Origin of the sequence: Novosphingobium profundi, assembly GCF_018491765.1 — a bacterium.
GTDB lineage: Bacteria > Pseudomonadota > Alphaproteobacteria > Sphingomonadales > Sphingomonadaceae > Novosphingobium > Novosphingobium profundi.
Genome location: NZ_JABWCU010000001.1, coordinates 1 through 22,483, shown reverse-complemented (window position 1 = coordinate 22,483; position 22,483 = coordinate 1). Strand labels below are relative to the sequence as shown.

General features: G+C 66.5%; 18 protein-coding genes and 1 tRNA gene. 12 read left to right on the top strand and 7 right to left on the bottom strand.

Annotation, left to right across the window (positions count from 1 at the left end):
* Window positions 1-228: 228 nt before the first annotated feature.
* The 5 genes from HT136_RS00095 to HT136_RS00075 all read right to left on the bottom strand — a co-directional run bounded on the left by HT136_RS00095 (window position 229) and on the right by HT136_RS00075 (window position 6,936).
* On the bottom strand, window positions 229-1,764 hold the full coding sequence (locus HT136_RS00095) for a SulP family inorganic anion transporter (protein WP_214196605.1): 1,536 nt from the start codon (window positions 1,762-1,764) through the stop codon (window positions 229-231).
* Window positions 1,761-2,450, bottom strand: a complete 690-nt coding sequence (locus tag HT136_RS00090; RefSeq protein WP_214196604.1) for a carbonic anhydrase — start codon at window positions 2,448-2,450, stop codon at window positions 1,761-1,763. Before HT136_RS00090 ends, HT136_RS00095 begins: the two co-directional genes overlap by 4 nt.
* A 223-nt stretch (window positions 2,451-2,673) precedes the next feature.
* Window positions 2,674-3,996: an ATP-binding protein gene (locus HT136_RS00085; protein ID WP_214196603.1), complete on the bottom strand. Its 1,323-nt coding sequence runs from the start codon at window positions 3,994-3,996 to the stop codon at window positions 2,674-2,676.
* A 58-nt stretch (window positions 3,997-4,054) separates the two neighbouring features.
* Window positions 4,055-4,828 (bottom strand): response regulator transcription factor, encoded by a 774-nt coding sequence (locus tag HT136_RS00080; RefSeq protein ID WP_246543222.1) that lies wholly within the window; start codon window positions 4,826-4,828, stop codon window positions 4,055-4,057.
* A gap of 299 nt (window positions 4,829-5,127) precedes the next feature.
* Window positions 5,128-6,936, bottom strand: a complete 1,809-nt coding sequence (locus HT136_RS00075) for a GGDEF domain-containing protein (protein WP_214196602.1) — start codon at window positions 6,934-6,936, stop codon at window positions 5,128-5,130.
* Window positions 6,937-7,251: 315 nt separating this feature from the next.
* Here HT136_RS00075 and HT136_RS00070 point away from each other — a divergent pair, with 315 nt between their 5' ends.
* Window positions 7,252-7,722, top strand: a complete 471-nt coding sequence (locus HT136_RS00070; protein ID WP_214196601.1) for a hypothetical protein — start codon at window positions 7,252-7,254, stop codon at window positions 7,720-7,722.
* Between the two features lie 113 nt (window positions 7,723-7,835).
* Complete coding sequence (locus tag HT136_RS00065; RefSeq protein WP_214196600.1) at window positions 7,836-8,987, top strand: glycosyltransferase family 4 protein; 1,152 nt, start codon at window positions 7,836-7,838, stop codon at window positions 8,985-8,987.
* 13 nt (window positions 8,988-9,000) lie between these two features.
* Here the strand turns inward: HT136_RS00065 and HT136_RS00060 are convergent, their stop codons facing one another.
* Complete coding sequence (locus HT136_RS00060; protein ID WP_343222063.1) at window positions 9,001-9,399, bottom strand: hypothetical protein; 399 nt, start codon at window positions 9,397-9,399, stop codon at window positions 9,001-9,003.
* A 125-nt stretch (window positions 9,400-9,524) separates the two neighbouring features.
* Here HT136_RS00060 and HT136_RS00055 point away from each other — a divergent pair, with 125 nt between their 5' ends.
* The 9 genes from HT136_RS00055 to egtD all read left to right on the top strand — a co-directional run bounded on the left by HT136_RS00055 (window position 9,525) and on the right by egtD (window position 19,408).
* On the top strand, window positions 9,525-10,847 hold the full coding sequence (locus tag HT136_RS00055) for a replication-associated recombination protein A (protein WP_214196598.1): 1,323 nt from the start codon (window positions 9,525-9,527) through the stop codon (window positions 10,845-10,847).
* A 10-nt stretch (window positions 10,848-10,857) separates the two neighbouring features.
* Complete coding sequence (locus HT136_RS00050; protein ID WP_214196597.1) at window positions 10,858-11,751, top strand: hypothetical protein; 894 nt, start codon at window positions 10,858-10,860, stop codon at window positions 11,749-11,751.
* A 56-nt stretch (window positions 11,752-11,807) separates the two neighbouring features.
* The gene (locus HT136_RS00045) at window positions 11,808-12,449 is read left to right on the top strand and encodes a flavin reductase family protein (RefSeq protein ID WP_214196596.1); all 642 of its coding nucleotides are present in this window, start codon (window positions 11,808-11,810) and stop codon (window positions 12,447-12,449) included.
* A gap of 111 nt (window positions 12,450-12,560) precedes the next feature.
* Window positions 12,561-12,636 (top strand) — tRNA-Thr (locus HT136_RS00040).
* Window positions 12,637-13,092: 456 nt separating this feature from the next.
* Complete coding sequence (locus HT136_RS00035) at window positions 13,093-14,943, top strand: DUF3604 domain-containing protein (RefSeq protein WP_214196595.1); 1,851 nt, start codon at window positions 13,093-13,095, stop codon at window positions 14,941-14,943.
* A 10-nt stretch (window positions 14,944-14,953) separates the two neighbouring features.
* Window positions 14,954-15,805 (top strand): peptidyl-prolyl cis-trans isomerase, encoded by an 852-nt coding sequence (locus tag HT136_RS00030; RefSeq protein ID WP_214196594.1) that lies wholly within the window; start codon window positions 14,954-14,956, stop codon window positions 15,803-15,805.
* A gap of 41 nt (window positions 15,806-15,846) precedes the next feature.
* On the top strand, window positions 15,847-16,821 hold the full coding sequence (locus HT136_RS00025) for a HupE/UreJ family protein (RefSeq protein WP_214196593.1): 975 nt from the start codon (window positions 15,847-15,849) through the stop codon (window positions 16,819-16,821).
* A 287-nt stretch (window positions 16,822-17,108) separates the two neighbouring features.
* Window positions 17,109-18,407 carry an ergothioneine biosynthesis protein EgtB gene (gene egtB / locus HT136_RS00020; protein ID WP_214196592.1) on the top strand — a complete coding sequence of 433 codons (1,299 nt, stop codon included), beginning with the start codon at window positions 17,109-17,111 and terminating at the stop codon, window positions 18,405-18,407.
* 2 nt (window positions 18,408-18,409) lie between these two features.
* Window positions 18,410-19,408, top strand: a complete 999-nt coding sequence (gene egtD, locus HT136_RS00015; RefSeq protein WP_214196591.1) for an L-histidine N(alpha)-methyltransferase — start codon at window positions 18,410-18,412, stop codon at window positions 19,406-19,408.
* A gap of 4 nt (window positions 19,409-19,412) precedes the next feature.
* On the opposite strand, the gene HT136_RS00010 is transcribed toward egtD, so the two are convergent.
* Window positions 19,413-20,663: an MFS transporter gene (locus tag HT136_RS00010; protein WP_214197165.1), complete on the bottom strand. Its 1,251-nt coding sequence runs from the start codon at window positions 20,661-20,663 to the stop codon at window positions 19,413-19,415.
* 146 nt (window positions 20,664-20,809) lie between these two features.
* Between HT136_RS00010 and HT136_RS00005 the strand changes: the two genes are divergently transcribed.
* Window positions 20,810-21,973, top strand: a complete 1,164-nt coding sequence (locus tag HT136_RS00005) for a MalY/PatB family protein (protein WP_214196590.1) — start codon at window positions 20,810-20,812, stop codon at window positions 21,971-21,973.
* Window positions 21,974-22,483: the final 510 nt, after the last annotated feature.

The following is a 22,483-nucleotide window of genomic DNA, read 5'->3' as shown; positions in this document are numbered from 1 at the left end:
TGATTTTTACGTTCCATCCTGCGGCCGCCATGCCGGAACTAGCTGCGTGGCAGCTCCGTTTCATGTCAGCCGCAACAATTTATTAGAAATCACCCTTCGGGCAAAATAAATATTTCGCAAGGGCACACTTGCTGCGACCACAGTTGCACAGTTGCAACATACGAAAATGGGCGGGCGCGTAACGCAACCCACCCATTTCCAGAGGCGTTCCAGATACTTGCGTAAAGGTCAGGCGCGCATCGCCACCAACAGCGATTCGTCCGCGGTCACGCGATCGTTGTGCCCGCCCTGCCGTCGCCGCGCGATCCACTCGGCCAGCGTCTCGGCCGTGGTATGGTCCATGCCCTTCACGCTGCCAAGATCGAGGTGGACGGGTTCACCGTGGGGCTGCCGCTCGAGCACCGAATTGAGTCGGGTCAGACCCACGAAGGTCGCCGCGCCGTGAAGCGCCACGCGCCGGCCCTCGTCCTCTTCGTGCTCGTGCACCTTGAGGCGAATGTCGCGCAAGTGCGGGAGCAGTTCGACCACCGAAAGCGCAAGGCCAACGAGGACACCGGTCAACAGGTCGGTGGTGACGACGAGCACGAAAGTCACCGCCCAGATCGCGGCGGGAAGGTAGCCATGGTTCTTGTAGAGGTGGGTGACGTGCTTGAGGCTCACCAGGCGCCAGCCGGTGATCACCAGGACACCGCCGAGCGAAGCCATAGGCACTTCACGAAGGAGCCAGGGCAGGAGCGCGATGAAGGCCAGGATCCAGATTCCGTGCAGGATCGTCGAGAGGCGCGTGCGGGCACCGGCCTGGACATTGGCCGAGGAGCGCACGATGACGCCCGTCATCGGCAGCGCACCGACGAGGCCGCACAGCATGTTGCCGATACCCTGCGCGCTCAGTTCCTTGTCGTACTTGGTGCGCACGCCGTCGTGCATACGGTCGACCGCGGCGGCCGAGAGCAGCGTTTCCGCGCTGGCGATGAAGGCGATTGCCAGCGCGGTCACCAGCAGTGCGGGGCTCGCCAGCGGGGCGAACCAGGCGGCGCTGGTGGGCAGCGCGAAGGCGGCGCCGATCGAGGCCGGGACTTCGATGCGCGCGACGTCGAGGCCCAGGCCCCAGGCGACGGCCGTGGCCGCGACCACGCCCAGCAGCGCACCGGGAACCAGCCCCATCGACTTGGGACGCAGCTTTTCCCAGCCCAGCATCACCACGATGGTGAGCAGGCCCAGGCCCAGCGCGATTTCGGTTGCCGACACACTCGAGAAATCGAGGCCGAACACGCGGCCCGGGATCGCCGCGAGGTTGTCGACCCCGCTCGAGAGCGGCTTGGCGTCGAACAGGATGTGGAACTGGCCGATGACGATCAGCGCGCCGATACCCGCCAGCATGCCGTGGACGACCGCCGGGCTGATCGCCCGGAACAAACCGCCCAGCTTCGCCCAGCCGGCGACGAGCTGAAGAACGCCCGCGAGCAGGAGGACCGGCCCCAGCGCCTCGAGGCCGTGCTCGCGCACGAATTCGAAGACGATCACGGCAAGGCCCGCTGCCGGCCCGGAGACCTGCAGCGGCGACCCGGCGAAGAGGCCCACGACGATGCCGCCGATGATGCCGGTCACCAGGCCCTTCTCGGGCGGAACGCCCGAGGCGATGGCGATGCCCATGCACAGCGGCATGGCGACGAGGAAAACCACGATCGAGGCGGTCAGGTCCCGCCCGAAGTGCGCGAAGAGGCCGCTGCGGGCCTCCTTCGCGGGAGCTGCGGTCGTGCTCATTCGGCCGCCTCCGCGAACTCGGTGGCGATGCGGTTGCGCGCGGGCAGAGCCACGGGCAGTTCGCGCCCTTCACGCAGCGGCTCGAACTCGCCGGTTTCGCCGTTCAGGCCGAGGACCTGGCCCGCATGGATGTCGACGAACCAGCCGTGCAGCGTGATCTCGCCGCGCGCGATGCCGGCCGCGACGGAAGGGTGGGTGCGCAAGTGGCTGATCTGTGCGATCACGTTCTCGAGCGTGATCGCGCGCACGCGGGCATCCCCCTCGAGCTCGCCGTGGCAGGTCGAAACGATGTGTTCGGCCGCCGCACCGTGCTTGAGCCAGGCAGCGACGTTGGGCATCTTTTCAAGGCCGGTGGGATCGGAGAGCGCCTTCATCGCGCCGCAGTCCGAATGGCCGCACACGATGATGTCGCTGACGCCCAGCGCGGCCACCGCGTATTCCACGGTCGAGGTCACGCCGCCGTTCTGGGTGGAATAAGTCGGCACGATGTTGCCCGCGTTGCGGCAGACGAAAAGGTCGCCGGGCTGGGCCTGCATGATCTGCTCGGGCACGATTCGCGAATCGGCGCAGGAAATCATCAGGGCCTTGGGGGACTGGCCCTGCGAGGTCAGCTTGCCGAAAAGCTCGCTGCTGGCGGGAAAGATGGACTTCTCGAAGTGGAAGACGCGACCAATCAGTTCGTTCACGTTTCGTCACCTTACATAGTGGAAGGGGCAACCAAGCGCACACAGACACCCGGCTTCCCTTCTAAGCTATGTCACTCCCTTGTCCCGCCACGTTCCCATTTGTTACGAAGTCTTGCTGCGTGCGCGAAAGGCATTTGCGGATGCATTTTCCGAAACAATTCAGAGGGGTGGACACTGCGATTTTGTGGAACCGAACGAACGGGAGGCCCGTGGGGGCTCGAAATCACGTGGCGAGCGGGAGGCGGACCGTTGCGCGCAGACCGCCTTCGTCGCGGTTGCGCAAGTCGAGCGTGCCGTTTTCCATGCGCACCGCCTTCTGCACGATCGGCAGGCCCAGCCCCATCCCGGCGGTATCGCGCGAACGGGCGGTATCGAGGCGCACGAAAGGCTGCATGACGTCGGCGATGCGGTCCTCGGGGATACCGGGACCGTCGTCCTCGATGGTGATCTCCACCCCGTCCCCGTCCTTGCGCACGTAGACGCGCACGTTGCCGCCATAGTGCAGTGCATTCTGGATGAGGTTGGAAAGTGCCCGGCGAATCTGCACCGGGCGCGCACGCACGACCGCGTGTCCGACGCCGAAATAGGTGGCGTCCTCGCCCTGGTCCGCCGCGGTGTCGACCAAGGTCTGCGCCATGACCGCAACGTCGATGCGTTCGCTCGCGATCGCCTCGCCGCCGGTGTCGACATAGGCCTGGATCGATTCGATCAGCATGCGCATCTCGTCGATGTCCTGCGACATGCCCTCGCGCATGTCCGAGGCGAGCCGGTCGTCGTCGAGCCGCAGTCGCATGCGCGCGAGCGGCGTCTTGAGATCGTGGCCGATCGCCAGCATCGTCTGCGTGCGGTCCTTCAGCGACTGGTGGACCCGCTCCTGCATCGCGTTCATCGCGCGGATGAGCTGGCGCATCTCGTCCGGGCCGCTCTCGGGAACAAGCCGCGGCGGCCCCGAATCGAATTCGCGCGTGGCCCCGATCACCGAGCGCAGCGGGCCGAGTGCGGCGCGCAGCAGCACCCAGGCCAGCGCGATCAACAGCAAAGTGGGCGCAACCATGCTTGCCACGCGGCCGGCGGTGAGCGTCCAGGCCGCGTTGGCATGGGTGTGGAACTTGAGCACGCTGCGATCGAGAAGCTGCATCGAACCGCCGATATTGCCGCGCCCGGGCACTTCCTCGAGGTGCATTTCGATGTCCGAGCCGGCAAGGTCGGGCTCGAACTCGAGCACTTGCGCGCGCAAGTTGGCAAGACCCACCGGCCCGCGATGGCGCGCGCTTGCGGGTACCCAGTCGAGCGCGAAGCGACGCGTGCTGAGCGCCTTGGCGACGGCGGGCCGGGCGGACGGTGCCACCCTTTCGAGTGCGCGCGAGGCCAGCATCAGGTTCTCGGCGATCCGTTCGGCATCGTCGCGGCGAAGCTCGAAGGAATTGGCGCTCTCGAACAGCATGGTGTTGGCCGCGAAGTCGACCACGACCACCAGCAGGAGCACCGCCAGAAGGCGCTCGGGCAGGCCCAGCCGCCGCACGAAAGCCAATGCGCTGGAGAGCATCAGGCGGGGATCACCGGCGCCGTCCGCAGGGCGCGCCGCCTGCGGACGCGGGCGCAGCTCACTGCCGCGTCACTTCGGCGCGGAACATGTAGCCCACGCCGCGCACGGTGACGATCGGCGAATCACCGCCTTCGGCCTGGAGCTTGCGGCGCAGCCGGCTGACCAGAACGTCGATGCTGCGATCCGAACTGTCGCCGATGCGCGAGCGCGAGAGCTCCATCAGGCGTTCGCGGCCGAGCACCCGCTGGGGATAGCCGAGGAAGGTGGAGAGCAGATCGAATTCGGCGCCGGTCAGGTCGACGATCGCGCCATCGGGCGAACGCAGTTCACGGCGGGCTTGCGAGAGGTTCCAGCCATCGAACAGGATCGTGTCCGCCGCACGGCTCTCTCCACCCAGTTCCGAGATGCTTTCGCTCACCCCGTTGCCCCGGCGCAGCACGGCGCTGACCCGCGCGGCCAGCTCACGCGTGCTGAAGGGCTTGGCAAGATAGTCGTCCGCGCCCAGCTCGAGGCCGAGCACGCGGTCTTCCTCGCTCCCGCGCGCGCTGATGAAGATGATCGGGATGTCGCTTTCGCGGCGCAGGCGGCGGAACAGATCGAAGCCGCTGGTGCCCGGCAGCATGATGTCGAGCACGATCAGGCTGACCGGGGAATCGCGCAAGGTCACCCACATCTCGGCTCCGGTCGCGGCGGTCAGCACGTTGAAGCCGCTCTGGCGAAGCGCCCGGGCGGTCAGCGTGCGCAGCGCCCCGTCATCCTCGACCAGCAGGATGGTGGATGGGCCCGACTGCGGCGGACTGGAAAAGGTGTTCGTTGAAGGACCGTTCATCATCTCACTTGTTTTCCATCGCATTCATACCGGCACTCGAATCGCGAAGCAAACCGGAACACACCGCAAGGTCGGTATCGGATCGAACCAGCACCGGCCGAAGGCATCGTTCACAGGAATGGCTTGCCGATCCCTCCCCAAACCGGATCGACCTTGCGGCGGGCGAATCCGGCTAAGAAACGGACACGGCTCGCTTTCCCGGCGGACACGCGAGACGTATCTGGACACGCCCGGTGTCCAACTCCTGTCCCTTTTGTAACGAAACATTGCTCGCGCGATGGGACGCCCCTTCGAACCGACGATCAGCCGGCGACCGCGCACACGTCCGCCGCCGCCGGGCCCTTGGACACCGGCGCGACCACGACACGGTTGCGCCCCTCGCTCTTGGCGCGATAGAGCGCGGCGTCCGCGCGCCGGTAGAGTTCGCGAAAGGCCGTGGCCGCATCGATGTTGCGCGCCCGCGCCTCCCGCTCCGGCCACGCGGCGAGCCCGATCGAAACCGTGACCGCGCCCGGCGCCAGTGCCACGCCATGCCTGCCATGCCCGCCTTGCTCGACACCGCGGCGCACTTCGTCGGCGAAACGCAGCAGCGCAAAACCGGACAGGCCGCTCGTCGCCAGCGCGAATTCCTCGCCACCCAGCCGCGCCACGGTGCAATGGGCGCCCGCGCGCAGACCCAATGTCCCCGCCAGCGCAACCAGGACTTCATCCCCGGCGTCATGTCCGAAACGGTCATTGATCGCCTTGAACCGGTCCACGTCGAGCAACAACAGCGCGAAGCAATCCTGCCCTTCTCGGGCTCGATCCAGCATCGGCGCGATCGCTTCGAGGAAGCCGCGCCGGTTGAAAAGGCCGGTCAGGGGATCGCGACGCGCCTGTGCCAGCGCCTCGGCCTCGTTGCGGCGCGCAAGGTCCCGCTCGGCGCGCAGCCGCCCGCTCGCCCGCGAGATCGCGACGGAAAGAAACAGCGCCTGCCAGGTCGCCGCGCAGAGCACCACGATCTGCGAGCCTGCCCCGTAGAACCACATTTTGATGGGTGCGACCTCGAGAATGGCCAGCACGATCATGGGAAGCGCCCAGGCACCGACGTAGGAACGCGCTTCGCGGCTGCCCCGCTTCCAGGCCAGCGCGAGGCACGCCGCAACCGCGGCGAGGTCCAGCAGGACCAAAGCACCCAGAAGCGTGGCGTAAAGCGCCAGGGGCCCTACGCGCACCAGGGCCAACGGGACGCCCAACAGCGCGATCGCAACCGCGAGCCCCAATGTCGTGCGGCGCAGCGCGCGCGGCAGAAGGCGCTTGTCGGGGGCCGTGACCGCACTGAACGTGGCCAGCATGATCGCGAGGCAGGAAAGGCCCGTGCAAGCTTGCGCGCTTGGAGCTCCCGCCATGGCTGGCCACACGAACAGCGCGAGCTGCGACCAGAGCGCGCCCCAAACGACCATGACCAGAGCCCAGCCGCTCTGCCACAAGGCGCCGAGCTGGCGCGCCGCGATCGTCAGCGTCAGGTTGTAGAGCGCGCACAGGGCCAGGAGCACGAGAGCGCCTCCGATCACGCCCGCCAGCGCGGTGACCTGCCAGTTGAGCGCGCGCGTGTCGATCAGCCGCATGCGCAGCATCGGCGCGCTGGCGAGGCGGTCGAAGCGCACCACGATGCCCGTGAGCGCCGCATCGCGCGCAGGCGCCTCAAACGCGATCTGGCCTCCGGCGCGCCAGTGATCACCGAAATGGCCGGTCCAGACCTGCTGACGCCGCACGGCCCCGTCGGCATAGCGGAAATAGACGACGAGGCGCTGGAAGCGCGAGAGCCCGACCATCAGGACCCTGGGGCCGCCCTGCGCCGCCCCCGCCCCTTCCTGCGCGCCGAGCGTGAAGCGGTACCAGAGGCGGGCACTCTGATAGTCCTGAGGTGCTTTGTCCTCGCCGCAGGTGAAGTGCGGGAAACCTGTCTGCTGAGGCGTCCGCGCGAGCGGTGTCACCGCAAGGCAGTCGGGCTGGAGCGCGAATGCCGCGCCCGTCGGACCATCCGCACCCGCTCCCGCCTTTGCTCCGGCCGGAACCGAAAACAGGATCGACAACCCGAGCAGCGCGGCAAACGCGGCCCAACCCGCCACCCACCCACATGATGGGCCCAAGAGTCGCAGAAGTTTCGGGAGTCGGCGAAAAGTTGGCGAGCGGTGCGCGATCATCGTGGCGCACTAATGGCACAACAGCGACTTCCAAAACCTTACTTGCTTTCGCCCCGTTATGGCCGCGCGGGCGCGCCGCTCGTCTCGAACATCCCACGCCCCGGCGCGATCCAGCGCTCTGTGCAAGGGATTGCATCGGCACAATTCAGCCGACATTCAGTCCCTCCACGCTAGTCACGGTTCCACTACCTGCCGCCGAACCCGCCGTATTTGGTTGGCACAGGAAGGGAGTGCGACTGAATGAAATTTTCGTTGAAGGGCTTCGGCCCGAAATTGAGCCTGGCCGCTGCGGCAGGCGCCTGTGCGTTGCTCGGTGCAACGCCGATCCAGGCCCGTGATCATTACCGTGACGGCGGCAACGACGCGGCCATCGCGATCGGAGCGGGCGTTCTGGGGCTTGCCGTCGGCGCTGCACTGGCGGACCGAAGCGACCGCTATTACTACGACCGCGGCTGGTATTCCTCGCGGCGCTACGTGACCATCCGTGACCGTCCCGGGTATTACTATTATTACGAGGGACGCCCCAATCGCTACTATCGGGACCGCTACTACGACCGGTACTACGCGCCCTACTACCGCAGCCACTACCGCGGCTGGGATCGCGGACGCCGCGACTACTACCGCCATGATCGCAGGGACTATCGCCACGACCGGCATGATCGTCGCGATTATCGCCACGACCGGCGCGACCACTATCGCGGCCATCGCTGACCGGGCCTTCGGCGCGGCGGGGTGGCATCCTCGCCACACCCGCCGACCGGCGAGAACAGTCCGGCCCTAGCCCCTCGCCAAGCCCGGCGAGGGGCGCTATGGGGCCCTGCATCATGGACATTTCCGATCTGCGCATCGCCCTGTTTTCGGGCAACTACAATTACGTTCGCGACGGCGCCAATCAGGCGCTCAATCGCCTCGTCGAATATCTCCTTCGCCAGGGCGCACAGGTGCGCGTCTATGCACCGGTTGTAAAGGAGCCGGCCTTTCCCGCCACCGGCGACCTGGTCGGCGTCGGTGCCCTGCCAATTCCCGGCCGTGCGGAATACCGCATCCCGCTCTCCATCGCGGGCAAGGCGCGCCGCGACCTCAAGGCCTTCGTCCCCAACATCGTCCATGTCTCCTCGCCCGATCCGGTCGGCCACAAGGCCGTGACCTGGGCCCGTCGGCGCGAGGTCCCCGTGCTGGCCTCGGTCCACACGCGGTTCGAGACGTACTTGCGCTACTACAACATGGCCTGGGGCGAGCCCGTGGTCGAAGCGATCCTGCGCCGCTTCTACCGCCGCTGCGACGCGCTGGTGGCGCCCTCGGAATCCATGGCCCAACTTCTGCGCGAACAGCGCATGAACTACGACGTGACGATCTGGTCGCGCGGGGTGGACCGCGAGATCTTCCACTCCGGACGCCGCGACCTTGCCTGGCGTCGGAGCCTGGGCATTGCCGACGACGAAGTCGTCATCGGCTTTCTCGGTCGCCTGGTCATGGAAAAGGGGCTCGACGTCTACGCCGACACGCTCGACGATTTGCGCCGTCGCGGCGCCTCGTTCAAGGTCATCGTCATCGGCGAGGGCCCCGCGCGCGAGTGGTTCGAGAGCCGCCTGCCTGATGGTGTCTTCGTCGGCTTCCAGCAGGGCCAGGACCTTGGCCGCGCGGTCGCCTCGATGGACATTCTCTTCAACCCCTCGGTCACCGAGACCTTCGGCAACGTCACGCTCGAAGTCATGGCCTGCGGCCTGCCGGTGGTGGCCGCCGCCGCCACCGGCAGCCAGAGCCTCGTCGCCGACGGCGTTTCCGGTCGCCTGGTGCCTCCGGGCGCGGTGCGCCAGTTCGCCGACGCGATCCGGGCCTATATCGAAAATCCGGATCTGCGCGCCGCGCACGGCCGGGCGGGCGAGGAGCGCGCGGGCGACTTCGACTGGGACAAGATCAACCAGGCCGTGGCCGACACCTATCTGCGCCTGATCCGCCAAAGGGCGAAGCGCTGAGCGGTTCCACCCCTCAGCGCAGGATCCCGGCACGGCGCATGCGCAGCGCGAAGACCAGCAAGGCGAGCGCGACAGTCCAGATGACAAGGCTCAGCACGAGCCCTGCAAGGCCTCCCGAAACGGACGCCGGGAGGGTCTCGTCGCTGCGCTGGTAGAGCGTGGTGACCAGCAGGCCCACCAGCGAGAGCGCAAAGGCGGCAGGGGCCCAGCGCGAACGTACAAGCAGGAGCACCGAGCCCAGCAAAGCGCCTCCGACGCCGGCCGCCCAATACCCGAACAACCAGAGCGGAAGCGTATCGAGGTAGGCGACGTAATCGGGCGGAAAGGCCGCGAGGTATGCCGAACTGCGCGCCGCGGTCAGCGCGAAGTCAAGGCAGCCGTAGGCATTCCAGACAAATGCCAACCCAGCCACGGCCCAATACCATGCCGGAGTCTTCCTAGCCCGCATCGCGTTCGTCCCCGCCATTTTCCACCCGGCCAGGCTAGGCGCGGCAGGGAGACGATGCAATCGGGCAAAGAACCGGCTAGGGAAACGTGATGGCTGACCTCTTCGCAGACGACCTGCCCCCGCCCACCCCCGAAGACACCGTGGCCGAGGACGCACCGCTGGCCGATCGGCTGCGTCCGCGCACGCTGGACGACGTGGTCGGGCAGGAGCACCTGACCGGACCCGAGGGCGCGATCGGGCGGATGGTGGCGGCTGGAAAGCTCTCCTCGATGATCCTGTGGGGGCCGCCCGGTACTGGCAAGACCAGCACTTCGCGCCTGCTTGCCAAGGCCGTGGGCATGCGCTTCGCGGCGGTTTCCGCGGTGTTCTCGGGCGTCGCGGACTTGCGCAAGGCCTTCGCCGAGGCCGAAGTCGCGGCCAAGGCCGGGCAACGCACGCTGCTCTTCGTCGACGAGATCCACCGCTTCAATCGCGCCCAGCAGGACGGCTTCCTGCCTTTCGTCGAACGCGGCACGGTCACCCTCGTCGGCGCGACCACCGAGAACCCGAGCTTCGCGCTCAACGCCGCACTGCTGAGCCGTGCGCAAGTGCTCGTCCTCAACCGCCTCGACGCGGGCGCGCTCTCCTCGCTGCTCGACAAGGCCGAAGCGCTCGAAGGCCCGCTTCCGCTCGAGTCCGCCGCGCGCGATGCCCTCATCGCCACAGCCGACGGCGACGGGCGCTTCCTGCTCAACCAGGCCGAGACGCTCTATGCCGCGAAGATCGAGGAGCCGCTCTCCCCGGCCGCGCTCGGCACCTTCCTCCAGCGCCGCATGGCGGTCTACGACAAGGACCGCGACGGACACTACAATCTCATTTCGGCCTTTCACAAGTCGGTGCGTGGCTCGGATCCGCAGGCCGCGCTCTACTACATGGCGCGCATGCTGGTGGCGGGCGAGGAACCGCTCTACATCCTGCGCCGCCTTGCCGCGATCGCCAGCGAGGACATCGGCCTCGCCGACCCGCAGGCGATGGCGCAAGTCATGGCGGCGAAGCAGTCGTTCGAGTTTCTCGGCTTGCCCGAAGGCGAGCTGCCGCTTGCGCAGGCGGTGATCTACTGCGCCAGCGCGCCCAAGTCGAACGCCTCCTACCTCGCCAAGGCCGCCGCGATGACCCTCGCGCGCGAGACCGGCTCGGTCCCCCCGCCGATGAACATCCTCAACGCGCCGACCGCGATGATGAAGGACCTGGGCTACGGCGCTGCCTACCATTACGATCACGACCAGCCCGACGCCTTCTCGGGCGACGACTACTGGCCTGAAAGCGTACCACCCCAGGAATTCTACCAACCCAACGAACGCGGCTTCGAGCGCGATCTCAAGAAACGCCTCGAATGGTGGCAGCGCAAGCGGCTCGAGCGGCGCGGGGGTTGACGCCCACCCCATGGACGCGAACCGCTTTTCGCATTTCCTTGCGATCGACTGGTCGGGTGCGCAGGGCACCCACCACAAGGGCATCGCGCTCGCGCTGTGTCGGCGCGAAGGCGGCGCGCCCGACCTGCTGCCCCCGCCCTCGCCGCGCGGATGGTCGCGCGAGGGGGTGCTCGCCTACTTGCGCGACGGCCTGCCGGCGAACACGCTCGTCGGGCTGGACCTCGGCATCGCGCTGCCCTTCGAGGATGCCGGCGCCTTCTTTCCGGGTCTGGCCGATAGCCCGGCCGACGCGCGCAGCCTGTGGCGCCGGGTCGACGAAGTCTGCGCGGGGGAGGTCGACCTCGCCGCCTCGCGCTTCGTCGACCACCCGGACTACGCGCCCTATTTCCGTCGTCACGGCGGGCGCGAGGGCGCGCGATTCCACCTGCCCGCCGCCGCGCACCGGCGCGGGCGCCTGCGCGTGACCGAAGCCGCGCAGGCCCGCCTTGGCTGCAAGCCCTATTCGAACTTCAACCTCGTGGGCGCAGCGCAAGTCGGCAAGTCCAGCCTGACCGGCATGCGCCTGCTCCACCGCCTGACCGGCCATTTGCCCGTCTGGCCGATCGATCCGCTGCCCGAGGCTGGCAGCGTGGTGGTCGAGATCTACACCACGCTCGCCGCGATCGAGGCGGGCCGCAGCGCCGGACGCGCCAAGATCACCGAGCGCCACGACCTCGACACCGCGCTCGCGGCCTTGGGCAGCCCGGTTCGCGGCGAGAGCGGCGCGATCGACGACCACAGCGCCGATGCCCTGCTGACGAGCGCCTGGCTGCGGCGTGCCGCGCCGCGCGCCGCACTATGGTCCCCGCCCGAGCTCAGCCCGCAGCTCGCCCGCCGCGAGGGCTGGACCTTCGGCGCGAGCTGAGCCAGAGCGGGGCAAACAACAGGCGCGGCCCCCAACAGCCGCCAGAGGAGAGCCCGATGGATTTCGATTTCGCGACCCTTTCCCCGCAGGAGCGCTACAAGCTGCTCGGCTCGAGCGTGACCCCGCGCCCGATCGCGTGGATCGCCTCGCAGTCGGCCGATGGCGTGCGCAACCTTGCCCCCTTCAGCTTCTTCAACGCGATGGGCGCCAATCCGCCACTGATCGCGGTGGGATTGATCACCCGGCCCGACGGCCGCCTCAAGGACACCGCCGCGAACATTCTGGCGACCGGCGAATTTGTCGTCCACCTCGTCAGCGAAGCGCTTGCCCCGGCGATGAACCTCACGTGCATGGACGCGCCGTCCGAGGTCGACGAAATCGCGCTGGCGGGGCTCGCCACCTTGCCCTCGAGCGCAGTCGCGGTACCCCGCCTCGCCGAGGCTCCGGTCGCGATGGAGTGCCGCCTCTACCAGGCGATCCCGGCGGGAAGCACCACGATCGTGCTGGGCGAAGTGCTTCACTTCCACATCCAGGACGCGCTCATCGACACCGAAAAGCTCTACGTCGACACGCTCGGCCTCGATCTCGTCGCGCGCATGCATGGTGGGGGCTGGTACGCGCGCCAGACCGACCTGTTCGACATGCCCCGCCCGCTATATAAGGACTGGCAGGCCGAACACGGGGGCAAGAGCGACTGAGTACCCGGGGCGCGAATTTCATGCCCCCAAGGCAAATTGCGAAGCTTTTGAAAATCGCGCTGGACCAAATGCCCTCCGCCTTGGTAAGGGCCCCCTCTCGCAAGGACGTGTGCCGGTTTAGCTCAGCTGGTAGAGCAGTTGATTTGTAATCATCAGGCCGCGGGTTCGACTCCTGCAACCGGCACCACCCAACTCTGCGATTTTCAAGGCAAACGCTTGCCACGACGCGAGTCGATCCTCGCGGGCGGGCAAGGAGACAGCAGGCCTTCCAGCTGAGCATGGAAGCAGCCGGACACTTGCGCGAATTGCAAGATTTTGGATCAAACGGGTTGCCGCTTTAAACCGGTGCCAGTCGCACACGTGTGCCCCACCTGCTGGTCTCTACCCATGTCGGTCGTTCAACTGCAGATTTTGATGTTCAGGAACCGGCCGATCAACGCCCCGAACCGCCTTCCATCGTAAATCTCCACCAAACGCGGGACAATGAAAAGGATGGATTTCATTCGAGGCCGCACGTCCTCGACGAAAATCCGCTGATTTCGCCCCCTCCCCCCTCAGGGTTAAACCCGATCCTCCTGCACCTCTCCAAGGCGCTAGCATAAGTCCGAGGCTTTTCAGGCCCATTGCAGGGGAGGGTGCGACGATGAAGAATGCCTTGGCGTGGGGGCTGATCACGGTGTCGTTGGGCCTTGCCGGGTGTTCGGGCGATAAAGCGCCCGTGCCCGATGTTTCCGAGGGCAGTGCGCAAGCGCAGGCCGAAGCCGATGTCCCGCAAAACCCGCTCAAGGAGGCCTATTTCGGCGAGACGCACGTGCATACCGGGGTCTCGATGGACGCCTTCATCGGCGGCAACCGACTGACGCCCGATGATGCCTACCGCTTCGCTACGGGCGAGGAGATCATGGTCAACGGCTCGATGCACAAGATCAAGCGCCCGCTCGATTTTGCCGCCGTGACCGACCACGCCGAATTCATGGGCGAGGCCTATAGCCTGATGACTCCCGGCGCGCCCGGTTACGACGATCCGGTGGCCAAGTCCTTCCGCGAGGCCAGTGACCTCAAGACCGCACTCGGGCTTTACGGAAAGTACGTCCTCGCACCGCTGGCCGGTGGCGGCAGCCCGCATCCGGCCTTCTTCCAGGGCGCCGAGGCGATCAAGACGACCTGGAAGAAGAACTGGGACGCCACCGAAAAGTACTACAAGCCAGGCACGTTCACGACCATTCACGCCTATGAGTGGACTTCGGCACCCGGCGGCGCGAACCTGCACCGCAACGTGCTGTTCCGCGACAACCACGTGCCCGACATGCCCTTCTCGTCGAACGAGAGCAGCGATCCCGAACAGCTCTGGGCCTGGATGAAGGCGCAGCGCGCAAAGGGCATGAAGCTCTTTGCGATGCCGCACAACTCGAACGAAAGCAAAGGCCTGCTGTTCACCGAGGCGACCCTGAGCGGCAAGCCCATCACCAAGGACTACGCCGAGACCCGGGCGAGCATGGAGCCGCTGATCGAGATGATGCAGATCAAGGGCAACTCCGAGGTCGTGCCCGATTTCTGGCCCGCCGACGAGTTCGCCGACTTCGAGAACGCGCGCTCCTTGCAGGATTACAACGGACGCACCTTCAAGAAGCAGAACTTCGTGCGCTGGGGACTGGGGCGCGGACTCAAGTACAAGGCGGACCTGGGCATCAACCCGTTCAAGTACGGCTTCGTGGGCGGCACCGACAGCCACAACGGCGCCCCCAGCAACGTCGAGGAGAACAACTGGCTGGTCGGCAGCCACGGGCTTGCCGACAAGACCGCCGAGATCCGCGCCGCGGCCATCCTGGAAGGCGAGATGAAGGTCTCCGACCTCAATCCCGGCGCGCTGACCGGCGTGTGGGCGACCTCGAACACGCGCGGGGCAATCTGGGATTCGATGGCGGCCAAGGAGACGTTCGCGACCAGCGGCCCGCGCATGAAAGTGCGCGCCTTTGCGGGACAGGGCTTTGCCGCCAAATACGCCTCCTATTCGGAACTGGTGAAGGCGGGCTATGCCAAGGGCGTGCCGATGGGTGGCAACTACACCGGAGACAAGGCCCCGCAGATCCTGGTCTGGGCGGTGAAGGACCCGATCGGCCCCAACCTCGACCGCATCCAGATCGTCAAGGGCTGGTACGAAAACGGCGAGATCAAGGACAAGGTCTTCAACGTCGTCGCCTCGGGCCAGCGGCTGCGCCCCGACGGTTCGGTCGTGCCGATCGACGCGCCGATCGACCGCAAGACGGGCAAGTTCAACGCGCAGAAGGGCGATCCCGAGTTGTCCGGCGTCTGGACCGATCCCGACTACGATCCCGCCCAGCAGGCCTACTACTACATCCGCGTGCTCCAACTGCCGACCGCGCGCTGGTCGCTTTACGACGAGCTGCGCGCGGGCGTGAAGTTCGCGCCCGACGTCAAGCGCGAGATCGTCGAGCGCGCCTGGGGCTCTCCGATCTGGCACGAGGTCGACTAAGTCGGTGACCGTGAAATCGCTGGTCCGCGAACCGCTCCTCCATTTCCTGGTGTTGGGAGGTCTCATCTTCGCAGGCTGGTACTGGCTTCATCCGCCGCGCCCGCCCGTCAACGAGATCGTCATCGACCAAAACGAGCTCGACCATCTCAAGATGCTCTGGAAGGCGCAGTGGAAGCGCGACCCCGCGCCGGGCGACGTCCAGGCGATCATCGATCGCCACGTGCGCGAGGAAGTGTTTTATCGCGAGGGCCTGAAACTGGGCCTCGACCGCAACGACGAGATCGTCAAGCGGCGGATCTCGCAGAAGATGGAAGCCGTCGCCAACGACGTGGGCGCGCTGATGAAGCCGGTGACCGACGCGGACCTCGCAGCCTTTCTGGAGGCACACCCCGATCAGTTCCGCCTGCCACCTGCCTACCGCTTTAGCCAGGTGCTCTTCGTGAAGGGGGAAGAGGCAAAGGCGCAGGCGACGCTGGCAGCGTTGCGCGCGGGCCAGCCGATCCCCGCAGCCGACGCCGCGCGCCTGGGCGTACCCAACGCGTGGAAGGACGCCCCGGCACCCGATCTTGCCAACGCCTTCGGGGACGCCTTCCCCCGCGAACTGGAGGGGCTGCCGCTGGGCGAATGGGCCGGGCCGATCGCGTCGGGCTATGGGCTCCACCTCGTGCGCCTCGAACGGCGCGACGCTCCGCACCTTCCTGAACTTGACGAGGTGCGTGCCTGGGTCGAGCGCGAATACGAATACCAGGCGCAGATAGATGCCGAGCAGGCCGCCTTCGATACCCTGCTCAAGGATTATAGCGTGCGCATTACCGCGAAGGGCGTTCCGCCCGCGACCCGCACCGCGCTGGCCGCCAAGTGACGCCATTGCGAGCCTTTACGCATGGGATCGGGGCCGTACTGGTGTTGCTCCTGGCTTTCCTCGCCCCGCTCGCCACGGCGCACGAGATCCGGCCCGCCTTCCTCCAGGTACGCGAGATCGCGCCGGACCACTACGACGTGCTCTGGAAGGTACCGCGCACCGAGGAAACGGTGCTTGATCTCACGCCGCGTTTCGGCCCCGGCTTCACGCTCACGCCAACCGACAAGGGCGGCATCATCAACGGGTTCGTTCTCTTCAACTATCGCTTGACGGGAACGCGCGGGCTTGGGGGAACGCGCCTCGCGATCGCCGGGCTCGAGCAATCGACCGTCGATGCGCTCGTCGAGATCCGATGGCGCGAGGGGCACCGTGACAGCTATCTCCTGCAACCCACACAGCCCTCGGTCACGATCGAGGCCGACCCGTCGTGGCGGACGGTCGCGCGCACCTACGTGACGCTTGGTATCGAGCATATCCTGACCGGCTTCGACCATCTCCTCTTCGTTCTTGCCTTGGTCATCATCACGCGCGGCACGGCGCGCATCATCAAGACCATCACCGCCTTCACCCTGGCGCACTCGATCACCCTCAGCCTTGCCGCGCTCGGCTATGTCCACGTGCCCGCGCCGCCGGTCGAAGCGACGATCGCGCTCAGCATCGTTTTCCTCGCCGTCGAAATCCTGAGGGGGATCGAAGGACACACCACGCTCACGGCCCGGTGGCCATGGCTGATCGCCTTCACCTTCGGGCTGCTCCACGGCCTTGGCTTTGCCGGCGCGCTGGCGGCGATCGGCCTGCCCCAGAGCGCGATCCCGCTGGCGCTGGCCTGCTTCAATATTGGCGTCGAGCTGGGGCAACTCGCCTTCGTCGCGCTCGTCCTGGTGGCCATGCGCTTGCTGACCCTTCGCCCCGCATGGCCCCTGCCATTGCGCAAACTGGCGCCCTACGCGATCGGTGCGATCAGCATGTTCTGGGTGATCGAGCGCCTGGCCGCCTTTACAGCCCCCGCGACCTAGGAGGCTCGAGTTGAACCATGCCATTTCGCCCCATGACGGACGCTTCATCGCCGAGCGCCGGGCGGGAAGACGAGCTTGAGCCCCTTGCCTCGGCTCTCCCGCACAGCGGCGGCCAGGCGCAACGCTGACCCGCGCCTCTGCGTTGCGCCCCGGACCTGCCTCGACAGGCGGCGTCAAAGCGGCCTCACGGCCATGTCCGGTGTGCCGCATTGGAACTTTCGCGGTGAATGGCCTTTGTTTGAAAAGGGCGGCCATACCGACCGTCCACCGGGATCGAGGCCGAAGGTATGTATTCACCCCGCGCTCCAATCGCGTCCGCTGGTACCGAACGGGTCCGGGCCGGTCCGCCCGACCTGACGCGTTTGCACACGACCCGCGACCTGAGCGTCGCCCTTGCCAGCGGGCTCAACGAAGCCGACGCGACAGTCCAGTCGATGCCCGATGCCTCTCCCGTCAAATGGCATCTGGCCCACACGACCTGGTTCTTCGAGACGTTCCTGCTGCGCGACACGCGATCCGGCTATCGCCTGTTCGACGAAAAGTGGCCCTTCCTCTTCAATAGCTACTACGAAGCCGAAGGTGCCCGCCTGGCGCGCCCGCACCGCGGTATGCTCACCCGTCCGACGCTAGAGCACGTCCTCGCCTATCGCGCGCATGTCGATGCCGCGCTCGAACGGGCCTGGCCCGACCTTCAGGAACACCATGCCGCCCTGCTGGAACTGGGCCTTCAGCACGAACAGCAGCACCAGGAATTGCTCCTGACCGACCTGAAACATCTCTTTTCCTGCAATCCGCTCGGCCCGGCCTATCGCGAGGAAGGTCCCCCCCCGTCCACAAGTGTCGCCACCGAGCTCAGGTGGCTGGAAGGGCCGAGCGGCGCACGTACCTTCGGCCACACCGGCGAGGGTTTTGCGTTCGACAACGAGGGGCCAGCGCACATGCAATGGCTTGCTCCCCACGCGCTCGCCGATCGCCCGGTCACCAACCGCGAATGGTGCGCCTTCATCGCCGATGGAGGCTATGAAACCGCGTCGCTGTGGCTCTCGGATGGGTGGGACTGGGTCCGCAACGAGGGCGTGGCAACTCCGCTCTATTGGAGGGGGGAAGGCGAACCGGAGGCGCGCGAGGCCTTCACGCTTTCCGGTTGGCGCCCGATCGACCCCGATGCCCCCGTCACCCACATCTCGTTCTACGAAGCGGACGCCTACGCGACCTGGGCCGGGGCGCGCCTCCCGACCGAACAGGAATGGGAAGCGGCCGCCAGCGGCCGGGCGGCAACGGGCGGGGTCCAACTCGACCGAGCCGAAGCCGTCCAGCCGCGCGGCGAGAACCCGGAAGGGAACTTTGCGTCGCTGTACGGCAACGTCTGGGAATGGACGGGGTCGGCCTATCGCCCCTGGCCGGGCTTTCGCCCCGCCCCCGGCGCGGTCGGCGAATACAACGGCAAGTTCATGTCCAACCAGTTCGTGCTGCGCGGTGGAAGCTGCGCGACCCCGCGCGGTCACGTGCGCGCGACCTACCGCAATTTCTTCCACCCGCACCAGCGCTGGCAATTCACCGGCCTACGACTTGCAAGGGATCTCTAGACATGGCCACATCGCCGCTCGACGCAACCAGGGAATCGGTTCATCGCTCCTTCGACCCTGCCTTTCGCACGGATGTGCTGAGCGGCCTTGCGGGGCGGGCCAAGTCCATCCCGGCCCGGTGGCTTTACGATGAAACCGGCTCGGAGATCTTCGAGGAGATCACGCAGGCCCCCGAATACTATCCGACCCGCACCGAAACCGCGTTGCTGCGTGCGCACAGCGCGGACGTCGTGCGCCAGAGCGGAGCGGACGCGCCGGTGGTCGAGTTCGGATCGGGCAGTTCGCTCAAGACGCGCATCCTTCTCGAACACATGCCGAAGACGACCTACGTCCCCATCGATATCTGCGGCGAATTCATGGATGCCGCCTGCGCCGAGCTCGGCTCGCGCTTCCCCAAATTGGAGATCCTGCCCGTCGAAGGCGATTTTACGCAGGAAGTGCCGCTGCCCTCTTGCGTGAAGTCGTCGGACGGCGCGTCACCCGAAGCGCTCGGCTTCTTTCCCGGCTCCACCATCGGCAACCTTCTGCACGCCGAAGCGGTCGACATGCTGGGCGCCATGCGCCGTACACTCGGCGAAGGCGCCTGGCTTCTCATCGGCATGGACCGCGCGAAGGAGCCGGACCGGCTCATTGCCGCCTACGACGATGCCCTGGGCGTTACCGCCCAGTTCAATCTCAACCTCCTCACCCGCATCAACCGGGAACTCGATGGTTCGATACCGGTCGACTGCTTCCGCCATCTGGCTCTCTGGAACGAAGAGCGCAGCCGTATCGAGATGCACCTCGAGGCCATTCAGGATGTCCGCTTCGAAGTCGCAGGCACGCCGTTCACAATGGGCCATGGCGAGACCATTCACACGGAAAATTGCCATAAGTACACGCCACGGGAAATGGAAGACCTGCTCGCCGCAGGAGGCTGGACCACGCATAGCCACTGGAGTGATGCGGATGGGGACTATTCGCTGCTGCTGGCCCGCGCATACGATCAGAAGCGCAGCTGAAAGGTCAGCGGGCTTGGCGAGCGGGCGCCGTCTCGGGTATCCCCACGAATACCGCGATTGCGCAGAGGGCAACTGCCGAGATCATCGCGCCGGGCGCCCCGGCCCAGCCGGTCCCGGTTACCAGAAGATGCGCGATCACGGGGGTCAGACCGCCGAAGATGGCGGTTGCGCTTGTCGCGCCCAGGGCCAGACCGCTCAGACGGCCCTCGCCCGGGAACAGTTCGGCCGTGGTCACCGCCCCCACCGCGCTGACCGCTCCGCCGAGCGCCGCCATGACCAGGGCACCTGCCCAGGTCGCGGGGCCATTCGCGGTCATCCCCGCAAAGAGCGCCGAAGGCACCACGATCGCGACCAGCGCCAGCGCAACGAGCACCGGGCGACGGCCGATACGGTCCGAGAGCATGCCCGTCAGCGGGGTCACCAGAATGACAGTCAGCGCGGCCAGGGTCGAGATCGAGAGAGCCTGCGTTTCGGGCATGGTTCCGGTCGCATCGAGAAACGCAGGAACATAGGTGATCCCCACATAGTATGTGATCGAGCCCAGGGCCGAGATCGCAAAGCCACGTGCGATGGCGGCGCGATGGCCCGACAGGATGTGCCGGATCGGCCGATCCGGGACCGTACCGCTCCGTTTCTGGGCATGGAATTCGGGCGTCTCGGAAAGAGCGGCACGGGCAAACAGCACACAGGCGGCCAGCGCCCCGCCAAACAGGAAGGGGATACGCCAGCCCCATTCGACAAGCGCATCGGACGGCATGATCCATACCGTCAACGCCGCGGCGCCCGCCGCCAGGAGAGCCCCGATCTCGCTCGAGGCCGACGCGCAGCTCGCGACCAGGCCACGGCGGTGCGCGTGCGCGCCTTCGAGCAGATAGGCGACCACCCCGGTATATTCACCCCCGACCGAAAACGACATTACGCAGCGCAGGAGCACGAGCAGCACGCCCGCCACAGGGCCCGCCTGCGCATAAGTGGGCAAGACGGCCGTTGCCAGCATTGCCGCCGTCATCAACGCCATCGAGCCCAGCATCGAAACGCGCCGTCCGAAGCGGTCGCCAAGGTGGCCGAACACCAGGGCGCCGATAGGGCGCAGCAGGTAGGCGATCGCGAAGCCGCCCAGCGTCTGCGTCATCGAATGTCCATCCGCTGCGAAGAACACCCGCGCCAACACAGTCGCGAAATAGAGATAGAGCGTGAAGTCATACCACTCGACCATCGTCGAAAGCGCGGCAATCACCATCGAGCGCCGTGGCATCGGCGGGTGATGAGCGATATGCGAGGGTGCGGCGCTGCGCGCACTTTGGCTGGCTTCGCCGTTCATCCCCTAAGGGTGCCGTATTCCCGCCACCCGAACAAGGCCCGCGTCACCGCGCCCTTGCCCCAGCCAGGAGGGGGCCCGGCGTGACCGAAGCGCATTTCGACTTCGACACTCCTGTGGAGCGGAGCGGATCGGACTCGGCCAAGTGGCAGGAGGGCGCAGACATCCTGCCGATGGGGATTGCCGACATGGACTTTCGCACCGCGCCGGCCGTGATCACGGCGCTGGAAGCGCGCCTTGCGCACGGCGTGTTCGGCTACCCCGCTCCCGACACGGCCTATTTCGAGGCTATCGCGAGCTGGTTCGCGCGGCGCCACGGCGTTCGCCTGCCGCGCAGCGGCGTCATCCCGACGATCGGCGTCGCACCCGCAATCCAGGCCATCCTGCGCGCCCTGTGCGCGCCGGGTGACGGCGTGATCGTACAGCCTCCGGTCTACAACCGCTTCCTCTTCGCAATTGAGCACATGGGCTGCCACCGGATCGAGAACCCGCTGGCGCTGCGCCAGGGCCGCTACGAAATGGATTTCGCCGACCTGGAACGAAAGGCCGCATCGCCTGAGACGCGCGTACTTCTGCTGTGCAACCCGCACAACCCGGGCGGACGCGTCTGGACACGCGCGGAACTGGAGCAGCTCGCCCGGATCTGTGCGCGCCACGGCGTCCAGGTGGTGAGCGACGAGATACATGGCGATCTGGCGTTCTGCGAGCACTCCTTCACCCCTTTCGCGGCACTGGCTCAAGACGCTGCGCTGGGCTGCATCACCTGCACCGGGGCCGGCAAGGCCTTCAACATTTCGGGGCTTCAGAACGCGTTTGTGGTCGTGAACGATCCCGAATTGCGAGCACCTGTCGAGGCAGCCATGACCGCGCATCAGATCCGCGACCTGAACCCGATGGGGCTGGCCGCCACGACGGCAGCCTACACCGAGGGGGAAGCATGGCTGAACGCGCTCATCGCCTATCTGGAAGGCAACTGGCGCCTGCTGCGCCAGGCCTTTGCCAGGCACCTCGAGCACATCGATGTGATCCATCAGGAAGGAACATACCTCGCCTGGATCGACAGCCGTAGCCTCGGCATGTCCAGCGAGGCGCTTGCGGATCGCCTGGTTCACAAGGCTGGCGTGCGCGTCATTCCCGGCTCGATCTTTGGGGCGCAGGGGGACGGCTTCGTGCGCGTCAACTTCGCCTGCCCGCGCGCACGGCTCAAAGCTGGTCTCGACCGACTGATCCGCGGACTTTCCGGTTAGCTGCCCTGGCGCGCTAGCTGTGCTGGTCCGAACCAGGCGCGAACGCGAAGCGCTCTTCCCGGCTCTCGTCCACCACTCGTACCTGCCAGGGCTGGGTTTGCCGCAAGCGCTGCGGAACTTCGAGCAGTAGCTTCCCTGAAAGCGGGATCGCCGCAAGGATGGCGGCTTCCCCGCTCACGAAGTCCGCCGACATGGCGCCAGCGTCGGGCGTGCCATCACAAGCTTGAAAATGGAATCGGTTTACTGACCTGGCGCCAGTCTCGCTCCACCAGCTTTCACATGCAGGTGGAGTGAGTACCCGTAGATTTCTGGACGCCTTCCCGCCTGTTGGCGTGACCTTGAGGCCGAAGCCAGAAGCTGCCCCCTTGCCGTCATCCCAGAGGTAATACCAACCTGCATTGATCAGAACCTACGCGCCCATTTGCGACGTCCGATGGTCATGATGCGCCACGGCTGATCGACGAGCTTGTTCCAGGCTTCACAGCAGAGGTCGATGATGTTTTCGTAGGA

Excerpts from the sequence above, each read along its gene's own strand:
- HT136_RS00095 (WP_214196605.1), bottom strand. The coding sequence starts at position 1,764 with ATGAGCACGACCGCAGCTCCCGCGAAGGAGGCCCGCAGCGGCCTCTTC.
- HT136_RS00085 (WP_214196603.1), bottom strand. The coding sequence starts at position 3,996 with ATGCTCTCCAGCGCATTGGCTTTCGTGCGGCGGCTGGGCCTGCCCGAG.
- HT136_RS00080 (WP_246543222.1), bottom strand. The coding sequence starts at position 4,828 with ATGATGAACGGTCCTTCAACGAACACCTTTTCCAGTCCGCCGCAGTCG.
- HT136_RS00070 (WP_214196601.1), top strand. The coding sequence starts at position 7,252 with ATGAAATTTTCGTTGAAGGGCTTCGGCCCGAAATTGAGCCTGGCCGCT.
- HT136_RS00065 (WP_214196600.1), top strand. The coding sequence starts at position 7,836 with ATGGACATTTCCGATCTGCGCATCGCCCTGTTTTCGGGCAACTACAAT.
- HT136_RS00055 (WP_214196598.1), top strand. The coding sequence starts at position 9,525 with ATGGCTGACCTCTTCGCAGACGACCTGCCCCCGCCCACCCCCGAAGAC.
- HT136_RS00050 (WP_214196597.1), top strand. The coding sequence starts at position 10,858 with ATGGACGCGAACCGCTTTTCGCATTTCCTTGCGATCGACTGGTCGGGT.
- HT136_RS00045 (WP_214196596.1), top strand. The coding sequence starts at position 11,808 with ATGGATTTCGATTTCGCGACCCTTTCCCCGCAGGAGCGCTACAAGCTG.
- HT136_RS00035 (WP_214196595.1), top strand. The coding sequence starts at position 13,093 with ATGAAGAATGCCTTGGCGTGGGGGCTGATCACGGTGTCGTTGGGCCTT.
- egtB (WP_214196592.1), top strand. The coding sequence starts at position 17,109 with ATGTATTCACCCCGCGCTCCAATCGCGTCCGCTGGTACCGAACGGGTC.
- egtD (WP_214196591.1), top strand. The coding sequence starts at position 18,410 with ATGGCCACATCGCCGCTCGACGCAACCAGGGAATCGGTTCATCGCTCC.
- HT136_RS00010 (WP_214197165.1), bottom strand. The coding sequence starts at position 20,663 with ATGCCACGGCGCTCGATGGTGATTGCCGCGCTTTCGACGATGGTCGAG.